The organism is Streptomyces albidochromogenes, assembly GCF_005981925.1.
Classification (GTDB): Bacteria; Actinomycetota; Actinomycetes; order Streptomycetales; family Streptomycetaceae; genus Streptomyces; species Streptomyces albidochromogenes.
In genome coordinates, this window is the sequence record NZ_VBVX01000124.1 from 1 (window position 1) to 18,166 (window position 18,166).

Genomic DNA, 18,166 nt, shown 5'->3' on the forward strand with positions numbered 1-18,166 from the left:
GCCCTCCCCACGGGAGGGCCGACGGCTGCGCGGGTGCCGTGGGCCCTGAGGTTGCCCCCTGACTTCCCCGGCCGGGCCGCCGGTCCTCCGCGCTCCTCCCGCGCACCGCGCGCCAGAAAGCGGAACATTGCGGTGGAGGCCGTTGACCTGCACGAACCGGCGCGACGGGCCGTCGTGGAAATGTTCCACTTTCCCTGTGTGTCACGACACCACAACTGCGCGTGGTGGATGCTGGATTGGCGACTACTCAGCTGGCGACGCCGACGGGCGTCGGAGAGCCGCGATCCCGACATCCGAGAGACCGCACCGCCGCAGGGAGGCACTCGTGACCGCGCGTCGCAAGTTGACCGTCATCGTCACCGCACTCGGGGCACTGATCGCGCTGTCGATAAGCATGCTCCTCATGGGCCAGACAGTGGCGGCGGTCACCGCACTGATCCCTTCGATCTGCCTGGGCGTGCAGCAGATCGTCCAGACGTTCGGAACGCCCGCCGCCGGATCCGCGCCGGTACCGGTCGGGGGCGTGGTCGCGGACCGCGGTCCTGCCGCGATGGAGCACGGCGGCCGGGCGGACGGCGAGCAGGCTGAGGACGGAGGCCGGGTTGCATGAGTACGGACGCAGCGCCGGCGCAAGCAAGGTGGCACGAACAGCCTCGCCCCCGGCTCGGTCCGGCGGAGCCGTCGGCCAAGCGGGGGCCGAAGCCCAGGGAGATCCAGCCGTGGGTCAGGACGCACCATCGCGCCTGGCTCGTTCCGGTCCGCTCGGCCTATCTCAGCAGCCGCATGACGTGCAGAGAGCTCGCGGCGAAGACCAGAGCCCGACAGGCGTCCCGGGTCTCCGAGTTGATGCGGGGAGCGGGTGACTATCCGCGATGGGAATGCGTGCGCTCCGTCTTCCTGGCGCTTCCGGCCGCACAGGACGCCCTGACGGAGGACGAGCTGCGTCGCCACTGGAAGCTCGGCGCGGAAGAGATCGGCAAGAAGGACGAGTGGATCCGCAACTGCCTGCACGAGGAGGAGAGGAGTCTCGCCCGCCGCCGCGCGTGGGGCCAGGCCGTCGCCGCGCTCGTCATCTCCTCCTTGCTGTCGTTGGCCGTGCCGCTCGGCCACGAGGGCCAGGTCCGGGAAAGCGGCACGGACAGCGCCTGCCAGGACATCCGCTGCGAGGACACCCTGCGGGCCTCACGACGGGCCCTTCTCGCGCGTTTGGAGAGGTACCCCGAAACCGTCTCCGCCGACGCGCCGATGCTGGCTGTGGCCATTCGGGACACCGCGGTCCTCACGCACGTCTCCTGGGACCGCACAGCCATGCGGTGGAGGGCGGAGGCAGGAACCCAGGTGCCGGTCGCCTGCGTCGTCCGCTCCCAGGACGAGCTCTTCCTCCGCATCGACAGCCCTCAAGGGGGTCTCATCCGCTACGACGACGCCTACTTCACCCGACGCCCGAGGACTACCGAGCACTGCCGGTGGTGACCGGCTCCCGCACCGCGCCACCGCCCCGACGGCCCCCGTCGACACGAGTCGGCGGGGGCCGCCCGGCCACCCGGGGTCGGCTGTGGCCGGTCCGACCGGACGACCATGGAACTTCGCGGAGTGGGGAGGCGTTGACAGAGGGACGCGCGGAACGCACGCGGACGAGCGAACAGGTAGCCGAGGTGGCACGGATGGCGATGTGGGACCGGATCAAGGACCAGGCCAAGGGTCTGCAGCAGCAGTCGCAGGGCGCACGGAGCGCCGGCGGCCACGGGCAGCCGGGTGCGGGGTCCGGCGGAGGGTCGAAGGCCCAGCTCGTGGGCGTGCTCAAGACCCAGCTCGCTTCCCTGAAGACGGAGCTCAAGAGCGGTGCCTACCGCGACGCCAGCATGGCCATGTGCGCCCTGGTCGCGGCGGCCGACGGATCGGTGGACCCGGCCGAGCGACAGCATGTGGAGTCGCTGATCCTGCAGAACGACGTCCTGAAGAACTTCCCGCCCGACCAGCTGCGGCAGCGGTTCAACAAGCACGTCGACCAGCTGACGTTCAACTTCCAGCAGGGCAAGACCGAGGCCATGCAGGAGATCGCCAAGGCGGCGAAGAAGCCGACGGAGGCGAAGGCCGTCGTGCAGACGGGCTTCGTTGTCGCGGGCGCGGACGGGTACATCGCCCCGGCCGAGGAGCAGATCCTGCGGGAAGCGTGCGCGGCGCTGGGCGTGTCGCCGCAGGAGTTCGGTCTCTGATCTGCTTCGGACCGTCGCCGCTGAGGACTTCGACGAGCTGTGCGGGGGCGAGAAGGCGACGTCCGGCATGACGTGACGCATCTGGGGCCCGCACTCCCGCACTTGAGGGGGTGCGGGCCCCGGCTCGCACCGTCGCGGTCGTCCGGGGCCGGCCCGGCTCACGCGACCGCCACAGACACAGACACAGACACAGACACAGACACAGCCTCGTCCGTGGGGACCGCTGGCGTGCGCCCACCGGACACCGGATTGGCGGAATCCGCGGTTGCCTCAGTGTCATGGCCACAGCAGGCTGGTGCGCGTGGGGAACCGGGAGGATCCGTCGCCGTACGAAGCCCAGGACGCCGCCGGCTTCGTCGAGTCGATGCGACAGCTCAAGGAGCGCGCGGGACTGACGTACCGGGAACTGGAGGAGCGGGCCGCCCGGAACGGTGACGTACTGGCGCGCAGCACGTTGGCCGACATACTGCGACGAAAGAGCCTGCCGCGCCCCGACCTGCTGGCCGCGTTCGTCCGCGCCTGCGGGGACGCCCGGCGCACCGGTGCCTGGCTGGAGGCCCGGGACCGGATCGCCGCGGACAGCGCTGCCGCACCGCCCACGGACACCGCCCAGGCGTCAGAAGCCGCCCCTCGGCCGCCGGCGCATCCCTCCACGGCAGTACGCCGGCGCTGGACGACGAGGCGCATGGTCGTCGCGACGACCGGCCTCTTGCTCCCGCTGTCCGCCGTAGTCCTCTGGATGTTGCTCCCGGACAGCTCCGACGGTCCCGGCAGGCAGGCCGCCGACGCCGGCGCTCTGCGGGCTCCCACCGACGGCTGGGTCACCATCCGCATCGCCCGTGCGCCCGAGCTCTGCCTGACCGACGGACGCGACCGGCGCGGCGCGTATGCCGACGCAGTCGCGGTACAACTCCCCTGCGCGCGGGCCCCGGTGCCGCGCACGTACCTCGAACCTGCCGGCGAGGGCCTCTATCGCGTCCAGTGGCACCATCCGCAGCAGGGCAAAGGCTGCTTGACGGTCATGAGCACCGGCCCGGTGAAGGGCATGCTCGAACCCCGGGACAACTGCGGCGGGGCCACCCTGTTCCACGTGGAAGCCACGGCCGGGGGCCACCGGCTTCGCCCGAACCACAGCAGCCAGTGCGTCGGCATCTCGGGCGACGAGACGAACGAGGCAGCCGAAGCGATCCTGGAACGCTGTACCGGCGCCGCCGACCAGCGGTTCCTCATCCGGCCGGGCTGACGGGGCGGCCCCGACGAGGGCCGGCACCGTGCGGGCGCGGCGGTACTGCCCGAGGGCCGACACGACGTCCTCGTCCTTGTGGTGCCAGACGGCGCCGCAAGCCCCGAAACCGCCCGCCCACGCCTGGGCGGACTGTCACGAGCGGGTGGCGGCCGCGCAGTCGCTGCCCGAGGCCGACGGGCCGTCGCTCGTGTCGACCGGCTTGCTGCGGTCGTACGGATCGACCTGGTGGGCCCCGTCGGCAGGCTGCTCGCCGGCCGTGCCGAAGGGCGGCGCGAAGTAGCCGGTCGGGGCGGAGCAGCCGCCGTTGGTCATGTCGAGCGAGTACGAGACGAGGGACATCGTGCCCGGTTCGGTGATGACCTTGGCCGGGTCGTCCCAGCTCATCACCACCTCGCGCCGCACGATCGTACGGACGACCTCGGCGTCCCGCCCGCCGTCGCCGGTCGGGGTGACCGGGTACACGAAGGTGACGTCGGCGGTCACCTCGACCGCCCCCCGCTTCCCTTGCCGGTACGTGAGCCGGCCGCGCGTCTTGATCACGTCACCGGCCGGCCGGGCCTGCTCCGGCTTGAAGCGGCTGAACAACAACAGTGGGTCGGTCTCGGGACCGGGCGTCTTCGACGACAGGGCGGCACGGAGGTACTCCTGAACGTCCTTCTGGTGCGGGTTCAGCAGCGCGATCGCCTTCGTGGGCCGCTCGCCGCGCAGCACGCGGGAGTCGAGGCCCGCGGCGACCAGGAAGTCCCGGCTCTGCCGCAGTGCCCTCGCGACCTGGTCGGCGTCCATCCAGCCGGTCGCCCTGGCCGGTGGCAGCGTGATCCCTGCCGCTCCGTCGGCCCAACGGGCGGCAGGCGAACCCCGGAAGGGTTCGGCGAGGGTCGGGCGCAGATCCGGCTCGGCGCCGGGCGCCCCCCGCGGCCTTTCCGACTCGGCGGCCGGCGGCGCCCCGTCCCGCGCGGCGTCGTCGCCGTCGAACCAGCCGACGACCCGCTGCGGGAAGAGCCCTACGACCAGCAGGGCCACGATCGCCACCAGCCCGGTCACGTACCAGCCCGTCCTGCGCCGGGGCCGGGCCGGCGAGTACGTACGCCAGCCCTCAGGCTGCCCGGAGCGCTCCCGCAGCCGCCGCTCCACCTCACGGGCGCGCGCCGACGGTTCCACCGGGGCCCCGGCCGCACCCGTCACCGATTCACGCAGGAACCGCTCCCACTCCTCTTCGGACACGGACGACCCGTCCTGCTCCCCAGCCCCGCTCACACCGCGCTCCCGTTCCCGCCCGCCGGCCCGATGCCTGATGGCCCGACCGTCTGATCGTTGATTGTGCACCAGTAGATCGAAAGTCGTCCGCACGTTCGCATGGGCAAGTGCCCAGGCTGCCGGGGCAGTGGAGGAAGTGTCAGGCCCACGCACTGACCGCTCACAGGCGTGGGCGTGACGTTCGGCGGCAGAGCTAGGCCGCCCTCGCCTCCCGCCGGTAGGCGCCCGGGGCCCGGCCGTACTCGCGCTTGAATGCCTTGGCGAAGGCGAACTCCGAGCCGTACCCCGTGCGGGCCGCGACCGTCGTCAAAGGCGCGTCGGTCTCCCGCAGCAGGCGGGCGGCGGTCGTCATGCGCCAGCGGGTCAGGTATGCCATCGGCGGCTCGCCCACCAGCGCGGCGAAGCGCCGTGCGAAGGCGGCTCGCGACAGCCCGGCCCGCCCGGCCAGCGACTCGACCGTCCACTGCGCCGAGGGGTCCGCGTGGATGGCCGACAGGGCGGGTGCCACCGCCGAGTCACCCAGGGCGGCGGCCCAGCCCTGCGCGGCGGCCGGCGGCTGGTCGTCCAGCCAGGCGCGCAGGATGTAGAGGAGCAGCGAGTCGATCAGGGTGGGCACGATGCCGTCCGAGCCGATGCGGGGATTCTCCAGCTCGGTGCCGAGCAGCTGCACCGCGGCGCTGAGCTCCGGGTGCCGCCCGTGCCGGGTCGGCAGGTGGATCACCTCGGGCAGCTGGCGCACGAGGGGGTGCGGATGGCCCTGGTCCAGGTGGTAGTTGCCGCAAAGGAGGCTGGTCTCGGCACCCTGGCCGCCGATCGTGACCGCGCCGATCGGCGAACCGCCGTGATAGTGCTCGGCCGCGAACTCCTCCGCCGGAGTGGAGGGGTCGTCCGCGAGGATGTGGCCCCGTCCGTCGCGCAGGAAGATCACATCGCCGGGGTTCAGCGGGATCGGCTTCAGGCGCGGTGAGGCGTCCGCGAGAGGGACGAGCCAGCAGGTGCCGTACAGCACCACATGGAACCCGGCTCCCGCGACCGGTGGCAGGCGCAGGCCCCAGGGGGCGCGGCCGTTGGTCCGTACGGACGCCGGGTGCCCGGTGCGCATCGAGGCGAGTGCCTCGGTGAGAATGTCCATCCGGCCTCGCCCTTCCTGGTGCGGCCCGTCGTGGTCAGACCGTCAGGACAATCTTCCCCTGTACGTGTCCCGCGGCGACCAGCTCATGTGCCTTCCCGGCCTCCTCCAGGGGGAAGGTCTCCTCGACGTACGGGCGGACGCGGCCCGCGTCGATCAGCTCGGCGATCGCTTCGAGGGCCTCCGCGTCCGGTTCGACGAGGATGCCCGCGAAACGCCGGCCGGCCGCCTCGACCCGGGCGGCGAGCTCCGCGTCATGGTGCTGCAGGATGCTGATGAGTACGCCGCCCGGGCGCACCACGCCGAGCGAGAGGTCTCCTTGGGCCAGCGAGTCGAGTACCACGTCCGCGTCCTTGACGGCCGTGGTGAAGTCGGTGGTCCGGTAGTCGATGATCTCGTCGGCGCCCAGGCCGGTGAGGTACTCGCGACGGTCCGGGCCGGCGACGGCGATCACGTGGGCGCCGCGCGCCTTCGCGATCTGCACCGCGAAGTGACCGACACCTCCGGCGGCGCGCTGGATGAGGACCCGGTCGCCCTTCGTGACGTTCGCCGCCCGTACGAGACCCTGCCAGGCGGTGAGCGCCGCGAGGGGGACGGCGGCGGCGTGCACGTGGTCGAGCGAGGCGGGCTTGCGGGCCAGGTGGCTCGACGGGGCGGTGACGTACTCGGCGTAGCCGTTGGCGGCGCGCGGGAAGTGCGGCATCCCGTACACCTCGTCGCCCACCTCGAACCCGGCGCCCGGGCCGGCCTCCTCGACGACTCCGGATATGTCCCAGCCCACGCCGAACGGCGGCTCGCCGAGCAGCGGCAGCGCTCCGGACCGAACGGCCACGTCGACCGGGTTGACCGCTGCGGCGTGGACCTTGACGAGCACCTCGCCGGCGAGCGGCGCCGGCCGCTCGGCGTCCACGGTTTCGAGGACCTCGGGCCCGCCGAAGGACTTCTGGATCACTGCGCGCACGTGTTTCTCCCTGAGTTCGCCGGGCCGCTGTCCGGCACCGTCCTGCTTGTGCTCTCGACTCTAGGGAGATCGAATGAGCCGCAGAATGGCCTTCCGTCTCGCCTGCATGTCCCATCGTCTTCCCGGACGGCTCTTACGGCCATGAACCGCGCGCGGCCGACGCGCGGCCCGTGCCGGCGCCGGACACCACGCACATGACACAGCGGCAGGCCACCAACCAGCCCCGGGTGTCCCCTGGTCAGGGAAGGGGGCGTGTCACGGGTCGGTGCGGGCGGGCTTGCGGCCCTCCTGGACGGAGGGTTCGACGTGTGCTGAAGCCACCCCGGGGTGCCGGTGGGGCAGCGGACGGCACGCAGGACACCGGCCACGTGTCGAGTTACGACTGGCTCTCACCAAGCACCTTCCTGTCCGCCGTGGGTCTCGGCGGACAGGAAGGTGCTTGGTGAGATTGATCACCGGCCGCGACGACAGCCGGTCCGTCAGGCACCGGCGACGGTGCCGTGCGCCCGGCCTACCGCGGCTCGACGGCGGGCCGAGTGCCGTCGGGGCCGGTCGCGTCGGCGGCGATGTTGAAGAACGCGCCGGTGCCGCTGATCTCCAGCAGCCTGAGCACCTGTTCGCCGAGTGGGCCGGCGAGGACCACATGCTGGCGGTTGTGGGCCGTGATCAGCGTGTTGAGCATGGACGAGTCGGCGAACGAGACTCCGCTGAGGTCAACGACGGTCGTCGCGATGCCGTCCCGATGAGCGGTGTCCAGTGCTGCGCGCGCCAGGCCCTCGGAGTCGAAGTCGAACTCTCCCGCACAGACGATGACGCGGGTGCCGTCCCTGTCGGGCAGGACCTCCACGCGAGCCGCAGCCCTCGTCACCTCGCTCACGTTTCCACCCTCATCACCCGGGAACCCGCCCCGGCGCTCGTGCCGGCGGGGTTCCTCCCCACGCCAGGCACAGCACCCGGCCCACATTCGAGGAGATAGATTAGCTCCTCGACGCGCCAAAGAAAAACTACGGTGACCGAAACAGGTATGGCGGCTGTCCGACGCAAGGGGTGTCCAAGCCCTCGGCCGGTCCGGAACGCGGGTACGTGCTCCGAGCCGAAACGGGGGTACCGACCAGGGCATGACACTCGAACATCCCGCCGAGCGCGGTGGAAACGAGCGCGGCCGCTTCGCGCATCTCGCGGAGAAGTCTTCGAACTTCACGAGCAGCCCCACGTTCTTCGGCCTGTGCCTGCTCCTCGTCGGCATCGTCATCGGCGCACATGTGGCCAAGGTCCCGATGGCCTGGATGATGCTCGCCGGTGAGTCGATGACCGCGGTGACGTTGCTGCTCCTGGCTCTCCTCAAGAACAGCGAACGACGGGCCGAGCACGCCATTCAGCGGAAGCTCGACGCCATCGCCGCCGCTCTGATCGAACTGCAGGAAGGTGAACCGGGCCCCGCACAGCGGGATCTGCAGGAGGCGATACGCGTCGAGGACCAGACATGACCGAGCCGGCGTACGCGCCCCTTCTCACGCCCGACGCACGTCTCCCGCGCTGGGCTCCGCACTGCGGGCGGCGGCTTCGTCGGGTCCGCCCACCGCATCCGAGCGTGTGCCGCGCCGAAGCACATCCTTGACGAACACGACGCCGTCACTTCCGGCCAGCCGCGCCGGGTCGAGCGGGGCGTAGCCGAACCAGGGCGACACACGGGCGGCGGGCGGCGTGTCGCCGAGGGCGGCGGCGAGCCGGGGGGCGGCCACGACGCGACAGTCCTCCGGTAGCGCGTACAGGAGCCCTTCGAGGGTGTCCGGAGCCGGGGTGCCGACTCCCTGGTGCCGCAGGGTGCCGAGGGCCATGGCCAGGAACGCGTACTCCTTTCCCAGTCGGGCGTTCACGAGTGCGCCGGCGCTCCACCACTCCAGCAGTGGCTGGTCCCACATGCGCGTCGTGCTCTTGTCGCGCTGGAGATGACTGTTGTGGGCGTAGACCAGGGTCGGGGTCCGTTCGGTGACGGCGAGGAGGTTGTGGGCCATCATCGAGTCCCTCAGCCCGATCAGCCGCTCCATGCGGGCCGAAGACGTGTCGGCCATCCAGAAGTGGTAGCGCAGCAGACCGGTGGCGGTCCGCCCGTACAGGCGCGCCCGGTCCCACGCGTCCCGTGAGGTGGCCGTGATCAGGTGGGGCGTCTGCGCGTCGAGCAGCGCCACCAGGTCGTCGGCGAGCAGCCTCAACTCCTTGGCCTCGGCGGACTGCCCCACGGACTGGGACGGGTCCCTCATCGCGGCGGGACGGGTCCACTGGTCGTCGGCGCCGAGCAGGCGGTCGAGCGTCTCCGGGGCGCACGGCAGCAGGTCCGCTTTCACCCGGGCCGCGAGGTAGCCGTGGAGTGCGGTGAGGGCCTGGCGGGGGCTCGCTGCTCCGGCGATCTCCAGCGGGCCGTCGAACCCGGCGAAGCGCACCTGCTCGGAGGTGGGCCTGCCGTCGTTGTACGCCCTTGCCCAGCGCACGAGTTCGCGGTTGGCCGCTGAGGCGCCGAGCCCGTGGCTGAAGCCGTGCTCCATGACCTCGTCGAGGGCGCCTTCGCCCGAGGTGACGTAGTCGTCCACGACCAGGGCCATCAGGCAGTCGCTCTCGATCGCGATCGTCCGGTAGCCCTGCTGCTCGACGAGCTGCCGGAAGAGCCCGTTGCGCAGGGCGAGCAGCGCGTCCTCCCCGTGGGTGGGCTCTCCGAGGGCCAGCAGGCGCGGCCGGTGCCCAAGGAGCCTCATCACGGAGGCGGCGTCGACGGGATGGGCGGCGTCTTTGATGTCCGTAGCCATGGCTTCAACGGTATCGTTGAACCTTCGGTGGAGACTTTCTGCGCGTACTGCCCTGGGTAGGCTTGTCCTGTGGAGCGAAACCTTCAAAGCGACGGACGCCTCCGGCCGATCGACCTCGCGCGGGGGCACGGTCTGTCCACGCAGGCCGTCAGGAACTACGAGGAGGCCGGCATCCTCCCGGCCGCCGCGCGCACCCCCAGCGGCTACCGGGCCTACACGCCGCTGCACGCCCGGGCCCTGGGTGCGTTTCTCGCCCTGGTACCCGGCCACGGCCACCGGACGGCGACGTCGATCATGCGGGCGGTGAACCTGGGTGCGGTCGACGAGGCTTTGGGCCTCGTCGACGAGAGCCATGCCCAACTGCTCGACGACCGGCGGACGCTCCGGGCCGTGGAACGCGCCCTCCTCGGCCTGCCGCCCGCCCCGGCGCCCGGGCCCGACGCGGCGGTGCCCCGGCCCGGTGGCAGGTTCGTCGGGACGCTGGCAGAGGAACTCGGAGTACGGCCCGCGACATTGCGCAAGTGGGAGCGCGCCGGGCTCGTGCGCCCGCGCCGCGACCCGCTGACGGGGTACCGCGTCTACGACGAGGCGGACGTACGGGACGCCCGGCTGGCCCACCAGCTCAGGCGGGGCGGCTACCTGCTGGAGCAGATCGCCCCGCTGATCACCCAGGTGCGTGCGGCCGGCGGCCTGGAGCCGCTGGAGGCCGCGCTGCGCGACTGGCGCGGCCGGCTGTCCGCTCGCGGGCGGGCGATGCTGACCGGCGCCGCCGAGTTGGACGCGTACCTCCACGAGCGCGGCTGAGCCCTCCGGCTGCCCGTCGTCACCGAAGTTCGTGCACCCAGTGGACCTGCGCGCGGCCGAGCCGAAGAGCCACGGCTTCAACGGAGGGTTCCGTACAACCCTCCTGTCTCGTCGGCGGTCTGAGTTCTCGCACTGCTTTCCGAAGCGGACACTTCTCGTTCGCTCACACGTCACACAGAGGGACCCCGCATGAAGATCGCCCCTGTCGGCCGTCGCTCCCTGCGCGGAGGAATCGGCGCGGCCGGTGCCGCCGCCCTGGTCGCGCTCGCGGCCGCCCCCGTCCAGGCGGACGAGACCGGGCCGGACATGGCCGTGGGGAAGCTGGCCCCGATCACTGGAGTCAAGCCCGGCAGCAGCCCCGAGATACCGCTCTCGTTGAAGAACAACGGCACCGAGAGGGCCGAGCGTGTCTGGGTGTACCTCCACGGCACGGCGGGGCTGGACTTCGCCAAGCAGCACTCCAACTGCACCTACGCGGAGTCCGGCGGCTACGACGAGATGCCCGACGCGTACGACGCCCTCTGCGCCGTGGACCAGGCACTGGAGCCCGGAGTGGTGTACGTGCCCGAGAAGGCTCCGCGGTACAACGTCCAGAAGCGGGCGCTGTACGAGGGGTTGGGCATATCGGTCCACCTGGAGAACCCGGGCTGGTCGGACCCCGACGGAACCGGCGACGAGGTGCAGGGCACGGGGCCGGCACTCAAGCTGGTCGAGCAGAAGACGCCCGTCCCCGGCTCCGACGACGACTACAGCAGTGCGTCGACGCGCGCGCGGGTGACCGCCGACAACACGGCCGACTTCTCGCTGACCGGCGGCAAGCTGAGGGGCAAGGCGGGCGAGACGATCAGCGCCTCGTTCCAGTTCGCCAACGAGGGCCCCGCCTGGGTCGACATGACCCGGGTGGTGAGCGCCGCGACTCTGACGGTCAACGTGCGGACTCCGGCCGGCACGACCGTCACAGAGGCGCCGCGCTCGTGCGAGAAGGTGACGTCGGGTGAGTACACCTGCGTCAATGAGATGGGGTGGGTGAGTGAGTGGAGCAAGTGGCCCTACCGCTTCCGCTTGAAGATCGACAAGGTCGTTCCCGGCGCGACGGGCACGGCATCGCTCGTCAAGGCTGAGACGCCCTTCGACAAGAACCCGGCGAACAACACGGCGAAGATCGTGCTCAACGCCGAGTCGGGGACGACCAGCGGCGGCTCCGGCTCCTCCACCACGGGCGGCTCCTCCACCACCGGCGGTTCCGGCTCCGCTTCCTCGGGCGGCTCGGCTTCCTCGTCCGGTGGCGGTTCGGACTCCTCCTCCGGTGGCAGCTCCGGCTCCGCGTCGTCGTCGGCCGGCGGCTCCTCCGCCACCACCGGTGGCTCGGGCGCCTCGACGGCCGGAGGCGACCTGGCCGCCACCGGCTCGGACAACACCCTGCCCGTCGCGGGCGCGGCGGCCACGGCGCTGGTGGCCGGAGGCATCCTGTACGTCGCGATGCGCCGCCGCCGCGCGTCGTAACGCGCCCTCACCCCGCCGTCACGAACACACCGCACCGCCGCGACGAGGCATCAGGTGCTCGGCGGGGTCGGTGAGCAGGCCGTGCTGTTCCTCCACCGGCCCGTCTCCGGCGCACTGCTGTGCGCCGGAGACGGGCCGGTGTGCTTCGTCCGCAGTGCCGTTCCTCGCCGATCTGCTCGCACTGCGCCGTGCACCCGCCCACTTCTTCGGACCTTCATGAGTGTCAATCCGGTGTTCGCCGGTCTGACCGGCATGCTCGTCCTCGATCAGCACCTCGACGCGGCGTCGTGGCTGGCCATCGCCGTGATCGTCACCGCCGGCGCCGACGTGGTGACCGCCGCCAGTGCCTCGAAGGCCGGGGCCGCCGGCCGCTGACCGTCCGGGTCGGTCCCCTACCTGCCCACGCGTGCGCGGCGGGTGAGGAGGACGCCCAGGGCGATCATGCCGAGGCCCAGGACGAAGTGCAGCCAGTTGTCGGCCGTGTTCACCGGTACGAAGTTGGCCGAGCTGTCGTGGTCGATGAACAGCCCGTACAGCCACAGCGCGAGGTAGACGACGCCTCCCCCGATGAGGAAGGTGCGCGCACCGGCCGCGGTGCGGGACATGGCGATGCCGGCGACACCGAAGAGCAGGTGCACGAGGTTGTGCAAGATCGAAACCTGGAAGACGCCCAGCAGTTTCGCCTCGGAGTGATGCTCGGCGAACTCCATCGTGTCGTAGTCGGTGGTGATCCCTGGAATGAACCCCAGAACACCCACCAGCAGAAAGACGGCACCCACCAGCAGCGCAGCCTGCTGCACACGACTCCTGCCGGTGGTAACCGGACGGCGGTGATCAGTCATGAGCCAAGCCTCTTCCCTGTCGTGGCGGCGGTTCCCTCGTCGGCCGCCTTTCGCTTCCTCATCGGGCCGGGTACCCCGCCCCTCCGCACCGGCCCTCGTTCCACCTCACGACTGCCCCACCGGAGTATTCCGAATCACCTATTTGTCAGAATTGCCCGGTAGCGGGTCGTCGCTCCGGCCGGGCGGCAGCGCACGAAGGCCCCGGCTTGAGCCGGGGCCTTCTTCCTGCGATTCGGGCGGCGCACAGCACCTGCGGCAGACTGCCGAGCGAGTGGCGGCGCGGGAGCGTCAGGCCGCGAGGACCGTGTCCGCCGCACCCGATGACTGCGGGTGCTCTTCGGGTTGCCTGGCCGCTGCCAGGATCTCGTCGGCAGCCGCGATCGCGTCCGTGACCGAGCGGGTCCCGGTCACCACGCACAGCGTGTAGGTAACGTCCGCCAGCTCTCGTTGCCACGCCGGCTCGGCCTTCTCCGCGAGCGCGATGCGTGCGCTCGCGTATCGGGCGAGCAGGGTCCTCACATAGCGCGGCTCCGGCTTCAACACCACCACAAGTCCCTCCCAGGCACTCTCATGTGCCGTTCGTGTTCCCGTGTCACGCGCTTTCATGCGGAACTGGTGTGTGTCGCCACTCCACGCCGCCGAGGCGTACGCCCGTCCGGTGTCATCGGATGGCGGCAGGCCCCCTCCCCCGGCCTCGCCGGTGCGGGGCGCGCGGGAGCGAAGGCCGTCCGGGCCGGCATCCGGGTTTGCCGCGGGCGACGCTCAGGGGGCGATGGGCAGCCGGCGCTTGTGGTCGGTGAGGCGGTAGCGATCGACGATGGTCTTGAAGGCCCGCTCGTCCACCGGCTTGCCTTCGAGGAAGTCGTCGATGTCGTCGTACGTGACTCCGAGCGCGTCCTCGTCGGTCTTGCCCGGGTCGAGGGTCTCCAAGTCCGCCGTCGGGGCCTTCCACACCAGCTCGGACGGGGCGCCGAGCACGTCCGCGACGGCGCGCACCCGGCGCTTGGTCAGGCCGGTCAGCGGGACGAGGTCGGCCGCGCCGTCGCCGAACTTGGTGAAGAAGCCGGAAACCGCCTCGGCGGCGTGGTCGGTGCCGACCACCAGGCCGTCGTGCGCACCGGCCACCGTGTACTGGGCGATCATGCGCTGCCGGGCCTTGATGTTGCCCTGTACGAAGTCCTGGTGGTGGGCGTCGCGGAAGCGCACGCCGGCGACCAGCGCCGCCTCGAGCGCGGCGTCGCTCGCGGGCTTGATGTCCACGGTGAGAACCTGGTCCGGCTGGATGAAGGACAGCGCGAGCTGGGCGTCGTGCTCGTCGGCCTGGACTCCGTACGGCAGCCGCATCGCGTAGAAGCGCGCCTCGTGCCCGGCTGCCCGGGCCCGCTCCACGGCGAGCTGGCACAGGCGGCCGGCCGTGGTGGAGTCGACGCCGCCGCTGATGCCGAGCACGAGGGAGCGCAGGCCGGTGGAGGTCAGCCGCTCGGCGAGGAAGGCGACCCGCCGTTCGATCTCCCGCTCGGCCTCGAAGGTCTCGGCAACCTCCAGCTCCCGGGCAATCTCCTGCTGCAGGGTGATGGACGCCGGCTCGCTCACGTCAGCTCCTGATCGAGGTTCACGATGTGCTGTCGCAGCCATCCTACCCAGGGCGATGTCGACGATTCGCAGGCGTCAGCGCCACCGCGTCCTCGGCCTCTCTCAGGCCGCCGGTGGCCGGCAGCCCGAGGTCAGCGGCCTTACGTCGTCGCCGGGCGGCGGCCCGATGCCTCGCCGCTCCGGCGGCCGCGAGCCCCGGACGCGTTGTTATGGTCGCTCGATGCACAGCTGGGACGAGGGCGGCGTACGCGCACGGATTCGGGAGATGGCCGCCCGGGACCCGGGGCTGGAGCGCTTCGGGGCGGACACCCACCGGTACGAACTGGGGCCGGCGCTGCCCGAGGCGGAGATCCGGGCGTTCGAGGAGACGCACGGCATCGCCCTGCCGGCCGACTACCGGTCCTTCGTCGCGGAGGTGGGCAACGGCCCCGCCGGTCCCTGCCACGGCTTGATGCCGTTGACCGTCCCGCGCCCGGAGGCAGGCGAGGAGTGGGCCGTGGACGACGAGTGGGAGCAGGACCGGGTGCCGGGCCGGCTCGCCGCGCCGTTCCCACTGACGGAACCCCGGCCGGGCCCCATCGGCCCCCCGGCGGACGCGCTGTCCCTGGGCACGCTCATGCTGGCCGAGCACGGCTGCGGCGTGTTCGACCGGCTGGTCCTCAACGGTCCACGAGCCGGCGAGGTCTGGCAGATCGATCCGGACTGGGGCGGCTTCGTCCCCGCGCGCCCCGACTTCCGTACCTGGTACTCCGATTGGCTGGCGAGCCCGTGAGCGACCTCCGGCGGCTCCTGCTCGGACCGCGCCGACTACCCTCACCTGAGCCGGGCCCGTCCGGCCGCCGACCGCTGCGCGCGGGTCGGCGGCGGAGCGTTCGACGCGCGGCTGTGGGCCCTGCCGGTCGAGCGTCGTGGGGGCCGGCGATCCAGTACGTGACGGGGGCGGTTGAGCTGTGGGCGGTACGGAACTCGTGGCGGCGGTTCGACGCGGGGACGCGGAGGCGGTGACGGCACTGCTGGAGGCGGGTGCGGCACCGGACGCGGTCACGGAGGACGGCCTGCCGGTGCTGTGCCTGGCGATCGCCGCCTATGACGCCGCTGTCGCGAACGCGCTGGTCGACGGCGGCGCGGATCCGGACCGGAAGCTGCCGGACGGTACGACTCCGCTGGTACGGGCCGTCGACGGCGGCTCTCCGGAGGTGGCGGAAGCGGTCCTCGGCCGGGAGCCCGGGCTCCGCCTGCCGGAGGCTGAGCGGGAGCGGCTGCTCGCCCTGGCCCGGCACTGGTACGAGCGGGGCGCGGAGGACGAACTGCGAGGCAGATCAGGTGCGTCCGAGCCCGCGCGACGGGCCCGGGTGATGGATGACGAGTACCACCATGTGACGCAGGTGACGGTCGGCGGCCTCACGGTCCGCGCCGGGCACGGCGCGATCCTCACCAACCTGGAGTGGGCATGGCGCATCCTGACGCCCGTGGACGAGCTGGTGGCCAGGGCCGCGGCGCAGGGCGATCCGGACCACGTCGACTGGGCGGCCGCCCGGTGGGTCCTCAGCCAACGGCGCAGCAAGGAGACGTGGCTGGCCGTCACGGCGCACCGCCACGCCCCGGACCCGGTGCACCGCCGTTTCGTCGTCGACGTACTCCACTGGTACCTGCTCTGCGGGTCGAGCCGGCGCAACTCCTACGAGAAGGAGACGGCGGAACTTCTGGTCGCCTGGGCTTGTGACGGGGAGGAGGACCCTGTCGTACTCGCCGAAGTGCTCCGCGCGCTGAGCGAGTCGGCGCACCGGGACGCGGTGGCCGTGGGGCTGGCGCACGCCGGTCACCCGGACCCGCGCGTCCGCGCGCAGGTCCCCGACCTCCTGATCGGCTGGGACGCTCCTCGGCCCGCGCTCGGCGCGGCGGCCCGGGCCGCCCTGCGGGTGCTCGCCGAGGACGAGGACTGGAGCGTACGTGCCGAGGCCGGCGGGGCGTTGGCCTCGGCCGATGACGGCAGCGCGGAATGCGCGGACGTCGTTGTCAGGTTGCTCGGGGATCCGGTCGGCGGAGTACGGGCCGCCGCGGCGGAGGCGGTGTCGCAGGGTGCGGACCGTACGGCGGCCATCGCCGACGCCCTCGTCGCCCTGCTCGACGACGACGACCTGGGGACGCGGCTCAACGCCGCCTACGGTCTCCTTCGCCGCGGCGACCCGCGTACCGGCGAGGCGATCGAGCGGGTCGGCCCGCTCTCCCGGCCCGGCTTCGAGGACGACCACCGCCTGTCCGCGTTCTGGAGCTGGAAGTGGGACCGCGAGCACCCGCCCGGCGCCGACCGGGACAGTGACTGCCCCGCCCCGTGACGCAGGCCCTCACCACTTCGCGGGCCGCCTGCAGCGGCCGGACCACACGTCGTCGCCCACCACAGTGTCGCCACGGCCGGCCGTGCGGTGACGACGTCGAGCGTGCGGTCGGCCCAGGTGCCGCGCGGCCCATCCTGCCCCCCGCAGGACGCGCACTCGACGGCGTTCCGCTCCCACCGACGGCACTATCCGCGGGGCACGGGCCTCGTGGTGGGGGGCCCGCCGGCGACTGATCGGGCAGGACGGCCGGCGGCCTTCAGCAGGAGCACGGCGATGTCGTCGGTGTGCTGGCCGGTGGGCCACGTGCGGTGGATGAGACCGTCGATGAGGTGGTCCAGGCTCTGGCCGCCGGCGTCCGCGAGGTGGTGGGCGAGCCGGCCGGTGGTCTCGTCGAGGTCGGTGCCGGGAACTTCGACGAGCCCGTCCGTGTAGAGAGCGAGGGTCGATCCGGCGGGCAGGGGCAAGGTCGTGACCGGATGGGGCAGGTCGACCCCGATGCCGAGCAGCGGACCCGGCTCGATGTCCAGTACGCGGGCGGGGTGACCCGGGTGGTGCAGCAGAGGCGGTACGTGCCCCGCGCTGGCCAGGGTGACCTGCCGGCGGGCCAGGTCGAGGTGCGCGTAGAGACAGGAGACGAGGAGGTCGGGTTCCAGGTCGGCCAGGACGCGGTTGGTGCGGGAGAGGACCTCGCCGGGGGACGCGCCGCCGGTGGCGTGGGAGTGGACGGCTGTGCGGACCTGGCCCATGAGGGCGGCGGCGGCGATGTTGTGGCCCTGTACGTCGCCGATGACGGCAGCGGCGGTGCTGTCGCCGAGGCGGATCAAGTCGTAGAAGTCACCGCCGACGTCCAGGCCGTGGCTGGCGGGCAGGTACCGGGCGGCGACCTCGAGCCCCGCGAGGGAGGGCAGGCGGCGCGGGAGGAGCGCCTGCTGGAGGCTGTGCGCGAGGTCGTGCTTGGCGTCGTACAGGCGCGCGCGGTCCAACGCCTGGGCGATCAGACCGGCCAGGGAGGTGAGGACGGCGCGCTCGTCGGCGGTGAAGGTGTGCGGGGTGTCGTACGTGAGGATGCAGCACCCCACGGGACGGCCGGAGATGATCAGGGGCAGGAAGGCCCATGCCTGCTTGCCGCTGATCTGCGGCGCCTCGGGATAGACGTCGGCCAGGGCGGCGGGGCTGGCGAAGAACGACGGGACACCGCTGGCGAGGGCCTGCCCCGCGGGGGTGAGGCCGGTGTCCAGGGGGAGTCCGTCGAGGCGCTCGATGACCCGGGGGTCGTAGCCGTGGTGGCCCGTGATCTTCAGGCGGCCGGCGTCGGCGGCGGACAGCACCAGGCCGTCGGCCCCGAAGGCGGGGAGAACCTGGTCGGCGATGAGTCCGACGACGTCACGGACCCCGACCGCCTCGGCGAGTGCGGCCGCCAGGTGGATCAGCTGGTAGAGGCGGCCTGCGGGCGCGGGCGGCCTGGAGGCGCCTGCGGG

Annotated in this window: 19 protein-coding genes; 10 read left to right on the forward strand and 9 right to left on the reverse strand. The window is 72.1% G+C overall.

Annotated elements, in window-relative coordinates; translation table 11 throughout:
- The first annotated feature begins 325 nt into the window (after positions 1-325).
- From E2E34_RS17640 to E2E34_RS17655, 4 genes are all read left to right on the forward strand, one after another.
- Positions 326-610, forward strand: coding sequence for a hypothetical protein (locus tag E2E34_RS17640; protein ID WP_138902879.1), 285 nt, complete (start codon positions 326-328; stop codon positions 608-610).
- 173 nt (positions 611-783) lie between these two features.
- Positions 784-1,473: a hypothetical protein gene (locus E2E34_RS17645; RefSeq protein ID WP_138902880.1), complete on the forward strand. Its 690-nt coding sequence runs from the start codon at positions 784-786 to the stop codon at positions 1,471-1,473.
- A 191-nt stretch (positions 1,474-1,664) separates the two neighbouring features.
- The gene (locus E2E34_RS17650) at positions 1,665-2,216 is read left to right on the forward strand and encodes a tellurite resistance TerB family protein (RefSeq protein WP_138902881.1); all 552 of its coding nucleotides are present in this window, start codon (positions 1,665-1,667) and stop codon (positions 2,214-2,216) included.
- Positions 2,217-2,517: 301 nt separating this feature from the next.
- Positions 2,518-3,459, forward strand: coding sequence for a helix-turn-helix domain-containing protein (locus E2E34_RS17655; protein ID WP_244315824.1), 942 nt, complete (start codon positions 2,518-2,520; stop codon positions 3,457-3,459).
- Between the two features lie 135 nt (positions 3,460-3,594).
- On the opposite strand, the gene E2E34_RS17660 is transcribed toward E2E34_RS17655, so the two are convergent.
- The 4 genes from E2E34_RS17660 to E2E34_RS17675 form a co-directional block, all read right to left on the reverse strand.
- A complete protein-coding gene (locus E2E34_RS17660; RefSeq protein ID WP_138902894.1) occupies positions 3,595-4,686 on the reverse strand; it encodes a hypothetical protein in 1,092 nt (363 codons plus the stop codon).
- Between the two features lie 226 nt (positions 4,687-4,912).
- A complete protein-coding gene (locus E2E34_RS17665; protein WP_138902882.1) occupies positions 4,913-5,851 on the reverse strand; it encodes an AraC family transcriptional regulator in 939 nt (312 codons plus the stop codon).
- Between the two features lie 34 nt (positions 5,852-5,885).
- Positions 5,886-6,809 (reverse strand): NADP-dependent oxidoreductase, encoded by a 924-nt coding sequence (locus E2E34_RS17670; protein ID WP_138902883.1) that lies wholly within the window; start codon positions 6,807-6,809, stop codon positions 5,886-5,888.
- Positions 6,810-7,320: 511 nt separating this feature from the next.
- Complete coding sequence (locus E2E34_RS17675) at positions 7,321-7,686, reverse strand: STAS domain-containing protein (protein ID WP_138902884.1); 366 nt, start codon at positions 7,684-7,686, stop codon at positions 7,321-7,323.
- A gap of 241 nt (positions 7,687-7,927) precedes the next feature.
- Here E2E34_RS17675 and E2E34_RS17680 point away from each other — a divergent pair, with 241 nt between their 5' ends.
- Entirely contained in the window at positions 7,928-8,296 is a 369-nt protein-coding gene (locus tag E2E34_RS17680; RefSeq protein ID WP_138902885.1) for a low affinity iron permease family protein, read from the forward strand.
- A gap of 24 nt (positions 8,297-8,320) precedes the next feature.
- On the opposite strand, the gene E2E34_RS17685 is transcribed toward E2E34_RS17680, so the two are convergent.
- A complete protein-coding gene (locus tag E2E34_RS17685; protein WP_138902886.1) occupies positions 8,321-9,610 on the reverse strand; it encodes an erythromycin esterase family protein in 1,290 nt (429 codons plus the stop codon).
- A gap of 69 nt (positions 9,611-9,679) precedes the next feature.
- On the opposite strand from E2E34_RS17685, the gene E2E34_RS17690 reads away from it, so the two are divergent.
- From E2E34_RS17690 to E2E34_RS17700, 3 genes are all read left to right on the forward strand, one after another.
- The gene (locus E2E34_RS17690) at positions 9,680-10,414 is read left to right on the forward strand and encodes a TioE family transcriptional regulator (RefSeq protein WP_138902887.1); all 735 of its coding nucleotides are present in this window, start codon (positions 9,680-9,682) and stop codon (positions 10,412-10,414) included.
- A gap of 189 nt (positions 10,415-10,603) precedes the next feature.
- The gene (locus E2E34_RS17695) at positions 10,604-11,917 is read left to right on the forward strand and encodes an LAVTG motif-containing sortase-dependent surface protein (protein WP_138902888.1); all 1,314 of its coding nucleotides are present in this window, start codon (positions 10,604-10,606) and stop codon (positions 11,915-11,917) included.
- A gap of 216 nt (positions 11,918-12,133) precedes the next feature.
- On the forward strand, positions 12,134-12,292 hold the full coding sequence (locus E2E34_RS17700) for a hypothetical protein (protein WP_425573375.1): 159 nt from the start codon (positions 12,134-12,136) through the stop codon (positions 12,290-12,292).
- Between the two features lie 17 nt (positions 12,293-12,309).
- Here the strand turns inward: E2E34_RS17700 and E2E34_RS17705 are convergent, their stop codons facing one another.
- The 3 genes from E2E34_RS17705 to nadE form a co-directional block, all read right to left on the reverse strand.
- Complete coding sequence (locus E2E34_RS17705; protein WP_138902889.1) at positions 12,310-12,759, reverse strand: DUF4383 domain-containing protein; 450 nt, start codon at positions 12,757-12,759, stop codon at positions 12,310-12,312.
- A gap of 288 nt (positions 12,760-13,047) precedes the next feature.
- Complete coding sequence (locus tag E2E34_RS17710) at positions 13,048-13,308, reverse strand: DUF5133 domain-containing protein (protein ID WP_341870229.1); 261 nt, start codon at positions 13,306-13,308, stop codon at positions 13,048-13,050.
- Between the two features lie 213 nt (positions 13,309-13,521).
- Positions 13,522-14,352: an NAD(+) synthase gene (gene nadE, locus E2E34_RS17715; protein WP_138902890.1), complete on the reverse strand. Its 831-nt coding sequence runs from the start codon at positions 14,350-14,352 to the stop codon at positions 13,522-13,524.
- A gap of 220 nt (positions 14,353-14,572) precedes the next feature.
- On the opposite strand from nadE, the gene E2E34_RS17720 reads away from it, so the two are divergent.
- Both E2E34_RS17720 and E2E34_RS17725 read left to right on the forward strand, forming a co-directional pair.
- Positions 14,573-15,124, forward strand: a complete 552-nt coding sequence (locus tag E2E34_RS17720) for an SMI1/KNR4 family protein (protein WP_138902891.1) — start codon at positions 14,573-14,575, stop codon at positions 15,122-15,124.
- Between the two features lie 178 nt (positions 15,125-15,302).
- Entirely contained in the window at positions 15,303-16,688 is a 1,386-nt protein-coding gene (locus tag E2E34_RS17725) for an ankyrin and HEAT repeat domain-containing protein (RefSeq protein ID WP_138902892.1), read from the forward strand.
- A 185-nt stretch (positions 16,689-16,873) separates the two neighbouring features.
- Here the strand turns inward: E2E34_RS17725 and E2E34_RS17730 are convergent.
- On the reverse strand, positions 16,874-18,166 hold a 1,293-nt coding region (locus tag E2E34_RS17730; protein ID WP_167518307.1), incomplete at its 5' end, for a PP2C family protein-serine/threonine phosphatase.